Origin of the sequence: Allomesorhizobium camelthorni, from assembly GCF_011045125.1 — a bacterium.
Taxonomy (GTDB): Bacteria; Pseudomonadota; Alphaproteobacteria; order Rhizobiales; family Rhizobiaceae; genus Allomesorhizobium; species Allomesorhizobium camelthorni.
In genome coordinates this window covers 302,898-315,659 of the sequence record NZ_JAAKZF010000001.1, presented here as the reverse complement: position 1 = coordinate 315,659, position 12,762 = coordinate 302,898, and the positions used below count along the sequence as shown (strand labels likewise).

General features: G+C 63.4%; 12 protein-coding genes. 8 read left to right on the top strand and 4 right to left on the bottom strand.

Going from position 1 to position 12,762, the window contains the following annotated elements; genetic code table 11:
• Positions 1-107: 107 nt before the first annotated feature.
• From G6N73_RS01570 to lpdA, 4 genes are all read left to right on the top strand, one after another.
• A complete protein-coding gene (locus G6N73_RS01570; protein ID WP_165022293.1) occupies positions 108-3,095 on the top strand; it encodes a 2-oxoglutarate dehydrogenase E1 component in 2,988 nt (995 codons plus the stop codon).
• Between the two features lie 57 nt (positions 3,096-3,152).
• Positions 3,153-4,454: a 2-oxoglutarate dehydrogenase complex dihydrolipoyllysine-residue succinyltransferase gene (odhB, locus tag G6N73_RS01565; protein WP_165022289.1), complete on the top strand. Its 1,302-nt coding sequence runs from the start codon at positions 3,153-3,155 to the stop codon at positions 4,452-4,454.
• 275 nt (positions 4,455-4,729) lie between these two features.
• Positions 4,730-5,149 carry a hypothetical protein gene (locus G6N73_RS01560; RefSeq protein ID WP_246251571.1) on the top strand — a complete coding sequence of 140 codons (420 nt, stop codon included), beginning with the start codon at positions 4,730-4,732 and terminating at the stop codon, positions 5,147-5,149.
• Between the two features lie 83 nt (positions 5,150-5,232).
• Positions 5,233-6,639: a dihydrolipoyl dehydrogenase gene (gene lpdA, locus G6N73_RS01555; RefSeq protein ID WP_165022286.1), complete on the top strand. Its 1,407-nt coding sequence runs from the start codon at positions 5,233-5,235 to the stop codon at positions 6,637-6,639.
• Positions 6,640-6,718: 79 nt separating this feature from the next.
• On the opposite strand, the gene G6N73_RS36270 is transcribed toward lpdA, so the two are convergent.
• The 4 genes from G6N73_RS36270 to G6N73_RS01535 all read right to left on the bottom strand — a co-directional run bounded on the left by G6N73_RS36270 (position 6,719) and on the right by G6N73_RS01535 (position 9,675).
• On the bottom strand, positions 6,719-7,171 hold the full coding sequence (locus G6N73_RS36270; protein ID WP_206078590.1) for a hypothetical protein: 453 nt from the start codon (positions 7,169-7,171) through the stop codon (positions 6,719-6,721).
• 140 nt (positions 7,172-7,311) lie between these two features.
• Positions 7,312-7,509: a hypothetical protein gene (locus G6N73_RS01545; protein WP_165022282.1), complete on the bottom strand. Its 198-nt coding sequence runs from the start codon at positions 7,507-7,509 to the stop codon at positions 7,312-7,314.
• A gap of 85 nt (positions 7,510-7,594) precedes the next feature.
• A complete protein-coding gene (locus tag G6N73_RS01540) occupies positions 7,595-8,662 on the bottom strand; it encodes a TraB/GumN family protein (RefSeq protein ID WP_165022279.1) in 1,068 nt (355 codons plus the stop codon).
• 74 nt (positions 8,663-8,736) lie between these two features.
• Positions 8,737-9,675 carry a tyrosine recombinase XerC gene (locus G6N73_RS01535; protein ID WP_165022274.1) on the bottom strand — a complete coding sequence of 313 codons (939 nt, stop codon included), beginning with the start codon at positions 9,673-9,675 and terminating at the stop codon, positions 8,737-8,739.
• 102 nt (positions 9,676-9,777) lie between these two features.
• Between G6N73_RS01535 and rimM the strand changes: the two genes are divergently transcribed.
• The 4 genes from rimM (at position 9,778) to G6N73_RS01515 (ending at position 12,760) form a co-directional block, all read left to right on the top strand.
• On the top strand, positions 9,778-10,374 hold the full coding sequence (gene rimM, locus G6N73_RS01530) for a ribosome maturation factor RimM (protein ID WP_165022271.1): 597 nt from the start codon (positions 9,778-9,780) through the stop codon (positions 10,372-10,374).
• Positions 10,371-11,075: a tRNA (guanosine(37)-N1)-methyltransferase TrmD gene (gene trmD, locus G6N73_RS01525; RefSeq protein ID WP_165022268.1), complete on the top strand. Its 705-nt coding sequence runs from the start codon at positions 10,371-10,373 to the stop codon at positions 11,073-11,075. The genes rimM and trmD overlap by 4 nt, the downstream gene beginning before the upstream one ends.
• Positions 11,076-11,332: 257 nt before the next feature.
• On the top strand, positions 11,333-11,887 hold the full coding sequence (gene rplS / locus G6N73_RS01520; protein WP_165022786.1) for a 50S ribosomal protein L19: 555 nt from the start codon (positions 11,333-11,335) through the stop codon (positions 11,885-11,887).
• A 57-nt stretch (positions 11,888-11,944) separates the two neighbouring features.
• On the top strand, positions 11,945-12,760 hold the full coding sequence (locus tag G6N73_RS01515) for a class I SAM-dependent methyltransferase (RefSeq protein ID WP_165022265.1): 816 nt from the start codon (positions 11,945-11,947) through the stop codon (positions 12,758-12,760).
• Positions 12,761-12,762: the final 2 nt, after the last annotated feature.

The window sequence follows — 12,762 nt, the reverse complement described above, 5'->3', positions numbered from 1 at the left end:
GGGAATAGGGCAGTAGGGGAGTAGGGAAAAGCGCGGCACATATTGCCCTACTCCCTTACTGCCCTACTCCCTCAGCAAGGAGACGGAGCAAAAACTCCGAGACGCACATGGCACGACAAGATCAGGCCAACGACCAATTTTCCCTCACTTCGTTCCTCTATGGCGGCAATGCCGACTACATCGAGCAGCTGCACGCCGCTTATGAGGACGATCCGTCTTCGGTGGATGCCGAATGGCGTGATTTCTTCGGCGCGCTGAAGGATGACGCCGGCGATGTGAAAAAGAACGCCAAGGGCGCGTCCTGGGCGCGGCCGAGCTGGCCGCTGCAGGCCAATGGCGAGCTGGTTTCGGCGCTCGACGGCGATTGGGGCCTGGTCGAGAAACATCTCGAAAAGAAGGTCAAAGACAAGGCTGTCGCTGGCGGTGCGGTTCTTTCCGACGCCGACGTGCTGCAGGCGACGCGCGATTCCGTGCGCGCCATCATGATGATCCGCGCTTATCGCATGCGCGGCCATCTGCACGCCAATCTCGATCCGCTCGGCATTGCCAAGCCGATGGAGGATTACAACGAATTGTCGCCGGAGGCCTATGGCTTCACGGAAGCGGACTACGACCGCAAGATATTCATCGACCGCGTCCTGGGGCTCGAATACGCGACCATCCCCGAGATGCTCGACATATTGAAGCGGACCTACTGCTCCACGCTCGGCGTCGAGTTCATGCATATGTCCGACCCGGAAGAGAAGGCGTGGGTGCAGGAGCGCATCGAAGGTCCGGACAAGGGGATCGCCTTCACCCCTGCGGGCAAGAAGGCCATCCTGCAGAAGCTGGTCGAGTCGGAAGGTTTCGAGCAGTTCATCGATGTCAGATACAAAGGCACCAAGCGTTTCGGCCTGGACGGCGGCGAATCGCTGATCCCGGCGCTGGAGCAGATCGTAAAGCGCGGCGGCTCGCTCGGCATGCAGGACATCGTGCTCGGCATGGCGCATCGCGGTCGCCTCAACGTGCTCTCCCAGGTGATGGCCAAGCCGCACCGGGCGATCTTCCACGAATTCAAGGGCGGCTCCTACACGCCGGACGACGTGGAAGGCTCGGGCGACGTGAAATACCATCTCGGCGCATCGTCGGATCGCGAGTTCGACGGCAACAAGGTACACCTGTCGCTGACCGCCAACCCGTCGCATCTCGAAATCGTCGATCCGGTGGTGATGGGCAAGGCGCGCGCCAAGCAGGATCTGCTCTACGGCCGCGGCCGTGACGAGATCATCCCGCTGGAGGACCGGGCCAAGGTGCTGCCGCTGCTGCTGCACGGCGACGCCGCTTTCGCCGGCCAGGGCGTGATTGCGGAAATATTGGGCCTGTCGGGCCTGCGCGGCCATCGCGTCGCCGGCACGCTGCACTTCATCATCAACAACCAGATCGGCTTCACCACCAATCCGCGCTTCTCGCGCTCTTCGCCATATCCGTCGGACGTGGCCAAGATGATCGAGGCGCCGATCCTGCACGTCAATGGCGACGATCCGGAGGCGGTGGTCTACGCCGCCAAGATAGCGATCGAGTTCCGGATGAAGTTCCACAAGCCGGTCGTCATAGACATGTTCTGCTACCGTCGCTTCGGCCACAATGAGGGCGACGAGCCGGCATTCACGCAGCCAATCATGTATCGCGCCATCCGCTCGCACAAGACGACGGTGCAGATCTACGCCGAGAAGCTCATCGCCGAAGGACATCTGACTGCAGACGAGTTCGAAAAGATGAAGGCCGACTGGCGGGCCCATCTCGAAAGCGAATGGGAAGTCGGGCAGGCCTACAAGCCCAACAAAGCCGACTGGCTGGACGGCGCCTGGACGGGTCTCCGCACCGCGGACAATCAGGACGAGCAGCGGCGCGGCAAGACCGCCATGCCGCTCAAGACGCTGAAGGACATCGGCAAGAAGCTGACCGAGGTGCCGGAAGGCTTCGAGGCGCACAGGACCATCGGCCGCTTCCTCGATACGCGGCGCAAGATGATCGATTCCGGCGAAGGCATCGACTGGTCGACGGCGGAGGCGCTGGCCTTCGGCTCGATCCTGCTCGACGGCAATCCGGTCCGGCTTTCAGGCCAGGATTCGGAGCGCGGCACCTTCTCCCAGCGGCATTCGGTGCTTTATGACCAGAGGGACGAGAGCCGCTACATACCGTTGAACAATCTGAGTGCTGCGCAGGCGAAATACGAAGTCGTCAATTCGATGCTTTCGGAAGAGGCGGTGCTCGGCTTCGAATATGGCTATTCGCTGGCCGATCCCAAGGCGCTGACGCTCTGGGAGGCGCAGTTCGGCGACTTCGCCAATGGCGCGCAGGTGGTGTTCGACCAGTTCATCTCGTCGGGCGAACGCAAGTGGCTGCGCATGTCCGGTCTCGTCTGCCTGCTGCCGCACGGCTATGAAGGCCAGGGGCCGGAGCATTCGTCGGCGCGCCTGGAACGGTTCCTGCAGCTCTGCGCCGAAGACAACATGCAGGTCGCCAACGTCACAACGCCGGCAAACTACTTCCACATCCTGCGCCGGCAGCTGAAACGCGACTTCCGCAAGCCGCTCATCCTGATGACGCCGAAATCGCTGCTGCGCCACAAGCGGGCGGTATCGACGCTGGCCGAGATGTCGGGCGAAAGCGCCTTCCACCGGCTGTTGTGGGACGACGCGCAGCTTCTGCCCGACCAGCCGATCAAGCTGGTCAAGGATTCGAAGATCCGCCGCGTCGTGCTCTGCTCCGGCAAGGTTTATTACGACCTTTACGAGGAGCGCGAAAAGCGCGGCATCAACGACATCTACCTTTTGCGGGTCGAGCAGCTCTATCCCTTCCCGGCCAAGGCGCTGATCAACGAGCTGTCGCGCTTTCGCAACGCGGAAATGACCTGGTGCCAGGAAGAGCCCAAGAACATGGGTGCGTGGTCGTTCATCGATCCCTATCTGGAGTGGGTGCTTGCGCATATCGACGCCAAGCATCAGCGCGTGCGCTATACGGGGCGGCCGGCTGCGGCGTCGCCCGCGACGGGCCTGATGTCGAAACATCTGGCGCAGTTGCAGGCATTCCTCGACGACGCGCTCGGCGAGTAGCGAAGTAGTTTCGGACGACCATGGCAACCAAGACATTCAGAAACGGACAGGCATAAAATGGCTACCGAAATCCGCGTTCCCACGCTCGGCGAATCCGTCACCGAGGCGACCATCGGCAAATGGTTCAAGAAGGCAGGCGACGCGATCGCGGCCGACGAACCGCTGGTCGAGCTCGAAACCGACAAGGTGACGATCGAGGTGCCGGCGCCCGCCGCCGGCACGCTGGCCGAAATTGCGGCCAAGGACGGCGAGACGGTCGGGGTCGGCGCGTTGCTCGGCACGATTTCGGCAGGCGCGGGCGCAAAGCCTGCCGCGAAAGAGCCGGCGAAAGCGGAGCCTGCGAAAGAGGCGGCCAGGCCTGAGGCAGTCGCGCAGGCCGCGGGCAAGGCGGGCGCCGACTCGGCCCAGGAAGCGGTCGAGAAGGCGAGCGTGATCGCCGGCGATACGCCGATTACCGACCGGAAGATGCCGCCGGCGCCGGCAGCCGCCAAGCTGCTTGCCGAAAGCAATGTCGCCGTCGATCAGATCGAGGGTACCGGAAAGCGCGGCCAGGTTCTGAAGGGCGACGTGCTCGAAGCCCTGGCCAAGGGGATTTCGACCCCGCAGCCCGCGCCCGCGGCGCCGGCCGCTGCCCGCGCGCCATCTTCGGCCGGTGACGAAGCGCGCGAAGAACGCGTTCGCATGACCAAGCTACGCCAGACCATCGCCCGCCGGCTCAAGGAAGCGCAGTCCACCGCCGCCATGCTGACGACCTTCAACGAGGTCGACATGAAGGCGATCATGGACATGCGAACGAAATACAAGGATGTCTTTGAAAAGAAGCATGGGGTGAAGCTTGGCTTCATGGGTTTCTTCACCAGGGCCATCGTTCATGCTCTGAAAGAGATCCCCGCGGTCAATGCCGAGATCGACGGCGCCGACATCATCTACAAGAACTACGCCCATATCGGCGTGGCCGTCGGCACCGAAAAGGGCCTCGTCGTTCCGGTTGTGCGCAACGCCGACCAGATGAGCATCGCCGAAATCGAGAAGGAAATCGGCCGGCTTGGCGTCGCCGCGCGCGATGGCAAGCTCTCGGTCGCCGATATGCAGGGCGGCACCTTCACCATCTCGAACGGCGGCGTCTATGGCTCGCTGATGTCGACGCCGATCCTCAACGCACCGCAATCGGGCATTCTCGGCATGCACAAGATCCAGGAGCGGCCGGTCGTGGTCGGCGGCCAGATCGTCATTAGGCCGATGATGTATCTGGCGCTCAGCTACGATCACCGCATCGTCGACGGCAAGGAAGCGGTGACTTTCCTGGTGCGGGTCAAGGAGAGCCTTGAGGATCCGGAACGGCTGGTGCTGGACCTTTAGGCGCTGCTTTGCCAATTTTGTAGCCGCGAGTTTGTGATAGCGCCCTCTGGAAGCAATTCCGCTTCCGGAACATGTGACCGGGGGAGTTCCATGGAAGCCGCTGCTGCATCGACCGAAATTTCAGTTCTTGCGTTGATCAGGCTGATGCCTTGAAGGTGCCCCGCCTGTTCAATGAAAAGGTCATTAGCGCTAGAGGCGAAGCCTGGGTGGCGCGAACCATTGCCGCGCTCGGCATTTTGGCGTCGTCGGCCGCGCCGGCGCTGGCCGCCTGCCCGATGGAACTCAGCGTCTATGGCGAACGCGACGGCGTCGCCGAGATCAACTTCACGCCCACGCTTAACCGGGCGGTCGTCACCAACACATTTCGCATGCTTATCGAAGGTGACGTGGTGCTCGACGGTATCGTGATGTGGACGGAAGCCGTACCGCGGCCCAACGGCATGCTGATGTACAAATGCCCGCAAGGTGACGTGACCGGGGCTGAGCTTGCCATTTGCACGGTCTGGCAGGGTGTCATCTACACGTCCGACGACAAGGGCAATATCGAACTTCTCCCGGCCGAGGGTGCCGACGCGCCGGCAAAGCTGATCTTTCCCGATCTCGCCCGTTCGCTGCAGAGATCGGCTGCTTTTGATGCGGACGAACTTTCGAAGGTGCCGTGGGATGTTTTTGCATTGAAGGGTTGCCAGGAGTGAGGGGCTCCGCCGTGGCAAACCGCCACGCCGGATCATAATTTCAGTGAGCGGGCGAGGCCGCTCAAACCGTATAAGGATGGAAAATGGCTTACGATGTCGTGGTGATTGGAACCGGCCCGGGGGGCTATGTCTGCGCGATCAAGGCGGCGCAACTCGGCCTCAAGACCGCGGTGGTTGAAAAGCGCCCTACCCATGGCGGCACCTGTGTCAACGTCGGCTGCATTCCATCCAAGGCCCTGCTGCATGCGTCCGAGATGTTCGTGGAGGCCGGACATTCCTTCGCGGCGCTGGGCGTGGAAGTCGGCACGCCGAAGCTCAATTTGAAGAACATGCTGGCCCACAAGGACCAGACGGTCGAGCAGAACGTCAAGGGCCTCGATTTCCTGATGAAGAAGAACAAGATCGACGTGTTCCGGGGGACGGGCAAGGTGCTCGGCGCAGGCAAGGTCGCGATCGTCGGCGAGGACGGCAAGACCGAAGAGATCGAGACGAAGAACATCGTCATCGCCACGGGGTCCGACGCTGCCGGCATTCCGGGCGTCAAGGTCGGTTTCGACGAGAAGGTGATCGTTTCGTCGACCGGCGCCCTGGAGTTCGCAAAAGTGCCCGGCCATCTGGTGGTAGTTGGCGGCGGCGTCATCGGGCTCGAACTCGGCTCGGTCTGGGCGCGGCTCGGCGCCAAGGTGACCGTAGTGGAATATCTCGACACCATCCTCGGCGGCATGGACGGCGAAGTCGCAAAGCAGTTCCAGCGTATGCTGGCCAAGCAGGGTTTCGACATAAAGCTAAGCTCGAAAGTCACGGCCGTCGCGAAGACGAAGAAGGGCGCTTCGGTGACATTCGAGCCGGTTAAGGGCGGCGATGCGGAAACGATCGAGGCGGATGTCGTGCTGATCTCCACAGGACGCCGGCCCTATACGGATGGGCTCGGGCTGGCCGACGCAGGCGTCGAACTCGACGAGGGCGGCCGGGTCAAGACCGATGGGCATTTGAGGACCAATGTCGCCGGCATCTACGCGATCGGCGACGTCATCGCCGGTCCGATGCTCGCCCACAAGGCGGAGGAAGAGGGCGTGGCGGTGGCCGAGATCATCGCTGGGCAGGCCGGGCATGTGAATTACGATGCGATCCCGGGCGTCGTCTATACGACCCCCGAAATCGCGGCGGTCGGCAAGACCGAGGAAGAGCTGAAGAAGGCCGGGATCGAGTACAAAGCGGGAAAATTCCCGTTCAGCGCAAACGGCCGGGCACGGGCCAGTCTGCATACCGACGGTTTCGTGAAAGTCCTCGCCGACAAGGCGAGCGACCGGGTGCTCGGCGTTCACATAGTCGGCTTCGGCGCCGGCGAGATGATCCACGAAGCCGCCGTTCTGATGGAATTCGGGGGCTCGTCCGAGGATCTGGCCCGTACCTGCCACGCCCATCCGACCATGTCGGAAGCGGTCAAGGAGGCGGCGCTCGCCACCTTCTCCAAGCCGATCCATATGTGAGAGTCTTCCTTGCCCGACCCGGCGTGCACGCACCGCAAAACGGCCCGCTCGAAAGCGGGCCGTTTTTTTGTTCCAACTATTACTGCGCAGGCGCGGGGGCTGGAGCAGGCTCGGCAGGCGCCGGAGCCGGTTCAGCCGGAGCGGTCGCATCAGGAGCCGGCGTTGCCGGGGCACTTGCGTCAGGCGCAGGAGCGGTTGCGTCCGGAGCAGGCGTCGCAGGAGCAGTCGCATCAGGCGCCGGCGTTGCGGGTTCGGTTGTAACCGCGTCACCTGTCGGCGTCACGGCAGTATCGGTGCCCGGTGCGAAGACGAAATAGGCGATCACGGCGAGTACAAGCACCACGGCGGCAATCAGGACGCCGCTACCGGCGCCTCTGGACTGGACGACATTGCGGTTGTCGACGACGCGCGGATCTTGTGAATTGGCTGGATTGAGCCGCGGATCGGAGCTTAGCGGATCGGCTCCGACGGGCGTAGACGGGTTGTCCGGATCGTTCACGCGCGGATCCGGTATGCGTGATGGGTCGGCCATAGTCGGTACTCCGTCTGGTTAAGCTGACGGGACAACGCGCAATGGCCGATTCGGTTTCATTTCGATGGGAAACCGCCAAAAGACACCCGGAATCCGGGTGTCGGTTCATAGCGAAATGTAGGTAAGGCGGCCGGTATGCGCTACTCGGCCTCTTCCTCGGCGGCCGGCTGCTCCGGCACGACTACCGGTGCGGGCGTCGACATTGGTTGCTCTGACGCGGTCGTCGCGACGCTTGCAACGACCGTCTTGTCGACCTTGGCCGATCTTTGGAATTCGCAAGCGAAAGCCCCGGAAGTCGAGAGGCCGAGAACAGCGGCCAGCAGGAGCGATTTTGTCATGATCGTCATCCTTCGCAATCGATTGGACAGATGAAGACTACCAGAAGTGGCGCAGGGGACAAATCACGCTTTGCGTGAACGCGTGTCAGTGCACGGCGGAAACGGCATAGCCTTCCTTGCGCAGCAATTCGACCAACCCGTTGGGGCCGGGAAGATGCAGCGCGCCCACCGCGATGAAGGCATTGCCCTCGTCGAGAATCGGGGCGGCTTTCTCCGCCATGTTCCGGTTGCGCGCCGTGACCATGGTTTCCTCGAAAGCGGCGTAGCCTGCTTCATCCCCATCGCTGCCCGGCAGAACGGCCCGGAACAACGGCCAGTACATGCCGGTCTGGCCGCTCTGATAAAGCACGATCATGGTTTCGATCACGTCGTCGGTCTTGTCGCCAAGCTTCAGCGTGTCGATCAGGCCCTGCATGTGGAACTCGATCGGCAGCGACGCCATGGCTTCGAGCTGGTCGGCCACTGTTTCGAGACCCTCAAGCCTCTTGCCGGTCGCCTTCGCATCTTCCGCCAGCTTGACGTCGAGGACCGGCGCGCCGGCCGCCTTGCGCGCCAGTTCGCAGGCGGGAAGCGCCAGCATCGCCGACAGCATCCACGGCTTCATCTTGGCGACGGTGGTCGGCGGAATGCCGCGCTCGTCGAGCGCCTTCTCGACCGCTTCGGCGTCTTCCGGCGACATATGCGATGCGAGCGTCGTGCCGTCGGTGAACATGGTCAGTTCGGGCTTCTTCATCATGCCGGCGAGCATTTTTGCCGGGTCGAGGACTTCGGTCGTCTCGATCACCACGGTCTGCGCCGCGTCGAAAGCCCGTTCGGCGGCAGGCGTAAGGCTGGTGACGCGCGGGTCGGTCATGTGCATCGTGCCGAACAGGAACGATGGCTCCTGGCCCGCTTTCTCCAGTTTCCACAGCAGCGAATCGCCATTCGGCGTGGCCGCGGCCTCCTCCCTGATCCTGGCCAATAGCGCCGGGTCGTCCCGCTCGATGGCGGCAAGCATGTCGACGCCCTTGCAGGCTGGAATTTCGCCGCGAGCTTCGCCGGTCGCGAGTGCGAGCATGACCGCGAAAGAGATCAGGAACAGCACATTGGCCGCGGCAAGCAGCTTCAAGGCCGGCAGTGAGCTTCGGTCGGCAAGGGCGATCACGCGTTTCATCGGTGCATCGTTAGCCACAAATAGAGGCGAAACGGTTAACCGGCGCTCTAAAATTGTCCAATCGATGATATGGGCTATGCGCGGGGGTGGGCGGCTTCGTAGACCTCCAGCAGGCGCGCAGTGTCGACGCCGGTATAGACCTGCGTGGTCGACAGGCTGGCATGTCCCAGCAACTCCTGGATGGTGCGGAGATCGCCGCCCCTGCCGAGCAGATGCGTGGCGAAGGAGTGGCGCAGCGCATGCGGCGTCGCCGTGTCGGGCAGGTTTAGCGCGCCGCGCAATTTTTGCATTTCGCGCTGGACGATAGCCGGGTTCAGCGGGCGGCCGCGCGCACCGCGAAATAGCAGCGCCTTCGGATCGAAATCGTAGGGGCACAGCCTGCGATACTCCGCCACCGCCTGTAGGGCGATCGGCAGCACCGGAACCAGCCGGGTCTTCCCGCCCTTTCCGGTGATGCGAAGCACCGTGTCGCCTTCGCCCGAAAGTTCGCCGCCGCAAAGGCCGAGCGCCTCGGAGATGCGCAGGCCGGACCCGTAGAGCAGGGTCAGCACGGCCGCGTTGCGGGCGGCGATCCAGGGTTCTTCCGCCAATTGCTCGCCGCTCGATACGACGCGTCTTGCATCCGACGCCGTCAGCGGCTTGGGCAGCGATTTCGGCTGCCTCGGCGCGCGAAGAGCCGCCGCCCCCGCGGCGTTCACCAGGCCGCGGCGTTCGAGGAAGCGCAGGAATGAGCGGATGGCGGCGAGCCCGCGTCCGAGGGTGCGCGGGCCGACGCCGCCCGAGCGCCGTGATGCCATGAAGGCCCGCAGGTCGGTCGGCCGGAGGTCGCTGATGTCCGCTATGCCGGGCGGACCTGCGCAATGTCCCGTCAGGAACTGGAAGAACTGCCTTGTGTCGCGTTCATAGGCCTCGACCGTCAGCGCCGACAGTCGCCGCTCCCTGGCGAGCATCTTCAACCAGGCTTCGCGCGCCGCCTGGAGGTCTGGCTTGGCCGAGATGAGAAATTCCTGCATGGCGAGCTTCCGGCGATTCGACGCATGCTGATGCGGTAAGGTTAGCAAGCGGTGAAGAATGCTGCGATTGAAATGCAGTGGTGCGGCGAGTAGGGAATGAAAATGTCCAAGCTCAAGAAGCCCGTCCAGATGGCCGTCATCGGCGCGCCGCACGGCATCAAGGGCGAGTTGCGCGTCAAGGCGTTCACCGCCGACCCGCTGGCGCTGGGCGATTACGGACCGCTTTTTGCTAGGGATGGGCGATCCTTCGAGATCGTCGATATCAGGCCGGCAAACACCGTAGTCGTGGTGCGCTTCAAGGAGGTCAGGGACCGCAATGCGGCCGAGGCGCTGACCGGCACGGAGCTTTTCGTCGATCGCTCCGCCCTGCCCGACGAGGGCGACGACAGCGAATATTATCATGCGGACCTGGTCGGCCTGGCGGTGAGGGACGAGACGGGCGCGGAGATCGGCAAGGTAGCGGCGGTGCAGAATTTCGGTGGTGGCGACATTCTGGAGCTTACGCTAGGCGGGAGGAAGCAGGTTCTGATCCCATTCACGCAGGCAGCCGTGCCGGTCGTCGACATCGAAGGACGCTTCGTCGGCGTTGACACCATCGCCGCCGGGCTGGTCGAAAGCGAGGATGAAGAACCGGACGACGAAGATTTCGATCCGGGAAAGCAACCGCGCGGGCCTGGAAACGCGGGAGGCAACCGGTGAGTTTTCGCGCGACGGTGCTGACCCTCCACCCCGAAATGTTTCCCGGCCACCTCGGCCTGTCGCTTGCCGGCCGGGCGGTGGAAGCCGGAACCTGGTCGCTCGAAGCCGTGCAGATACGCGACTTCGCCACCGACCGGCACCGGACGGTGGACGACACGCCGGCCGGCGGCGGTGCGGGCATGGTGATGCGCGCCGACATTCTCGCCAGGGCGATCGACCACGTATCGCCCAAGGGCGATCCGCGCCCGCGCATCCTGATGAGCCCGCGCGGAAAGCCGCTGACGCAGGAGCGGGTGCGCGAACTCGCGGCCGGGCCGGGAGCGGTGATCCTGTGCGGACGATTCGAAGGTGTCGATCAGCGCATCATCGACGCGCGCGCGCTGGAGGAAATATCGATCGGCGACTTCATCCTGTCCGGCGGCGAACCGGCGGCGCTTGTATTGCTCGACGCGGTGGTGCGGCTGCTGCCGGGCGTCATGGGCAATGAGGTTTCCGGTGACGAGGAGAGCTTCGAGAACGGACTGCTCGAGCATCCGCACTATACGAGGCCGCAGGAGTTCGAGGGCCGGGCGATCCCCGAAGTGCTGACGTCCGGCAATCACGCGAAGATCGCGGCCTGGCGGCGCGAGCAGGCCGAGCGGCTGACCAGGGCGCGTCGCCCCGATCTGCTCGCGGCGAAGAATCAGCCTTTGGTGAAATAGCAGAAAGCCGGAACAGGCCGACCGCCCGCATTGCGTCCATGCGGCAAAAAAGACATGGGCGAGAGGTGACAAACGCGCAGGAAGCGTGTATGCGCGCAGCCCAACCGGCAACTTTCGACCGGGACCCGTCAACAAGGACGGTGAATTCGCCCCTGCCTCGCTTCCGTCTGGAGGAAGGGCATAGCCGAGCGGTCGATGGGACTGCAAGGCGAGCGCCGGGCGCTCTGGCTGTTGAGAACCAAGAAGAGGTAATGGCGATGGACATCATCCGTCAGCTCGAGGCCGAACAGGCCGCGAAAATCGAAGCGAAACGCACGCTTCCCGAATTCCAGCCAGGCGACACGGTGCGCGTACAGGTGCGCGTGACCGAAGGTACCCGCACCCGCGTGCAGGCATATGAAGGCGTGGTGATCGCGCGTTCAGGCGCCGGCTTCCAGGAAAGCTTCACCGTGCGCAAGATCTCCTATGGCGAAGGCGTGGAGCGCGTGTTCCCCGTGTATTCGCCGATGGTCGAAGGCGTCGAAATCGTCCGCCGCGGCAAGGTTCGCCGCGCCAAGCTCTATTATCTGCGTGATCGCCGCGGCAAGTCGGCCCGCATTTCGGAAAACACCGGCGTTCGCGCCCGCAAGCTCAACGATGCCGAGCGCGATGCGCTGAACGCCGAAAAGGCGCGCATCGAGGCCGAGAAGATCGCCGCCGCCGAGGCTCTGGCAGCCGAGAAGGCCGCCCAGGAGGCCGCTGAAAAGAAAGCCGCCGCCGAGGCAGCAGCCGCCGCGGAAGCCGAAAAGCCGGCCGAGACCGCCGCCGAATAAGTCTGGCGGAAATGCTTCAAAGGCGGCTTCGGCCGCCTTTTTTGTTGGGGGAGAGAGATGAACGAGTTTTTAGCCGCGAATTTGCGCAACTGGGACAATCGCGCCGAACTGCATTCGAGCGACACCACCGGCAGCTACCGTATAGCCAAAGTGCTGGCCGGCGGCTCCTCGCTGCACGCGCTGGAAGCCGGCGAGATCGGCGATCTTTCCGGCAAGGATATCGTCCATCTGCAATGCCATATCGGGCTCGACACGATCAGCCTGAAGCATCTCGGCGCGAAGAGCGTTACCGGGCTCGACTTTTCGCCGAAGGCGATCGATGCGGCGCGCGGGTTCGCCGCCAAAGCCGGCGCCGGTGTTCGCTTTGTCGAGGCGTCGGTGTTCGATGCCGCCGAGGCGCTCGGCCAGACCTACGATATGGTGTTCGTCACCTGGGGCGCGATCAACTGGCTCGACGACATCTTTGCCTGGGCCCGGGTCGTTGCGGCGCTGCTGCGGCCCAACGGCAAGCTCTATCTGCTGGAGGGGCATCCGGCGATGAACCAGTTCGAGGCGCGCGAAGGCAGGCTGGAATTGGAGTTCGGCTGGCGCACGCCTATGACAGAGCCTCTGGTCTTCGACCAGGCCCAGACCTATACGGGCGACGCGCGGGCGCTGACGAGCACGCGCTGCTATGAATGGATCCATCCGCTCTCCGACATTGTCAACGCGCTGATCGGCGCCGGACTGTCGATCGACTTTCTGCGCGAGCACGATATCGTCGTCTGGAAGGCGTTTCCCTTCGTGGTCGAGGCCGGAGAGGATCAGTTCGTGCTTCCCGAAGGAATGCCGAAAATCCCGATGTCGTTTTCGATCGGCGCGACGAAGAGGTAATC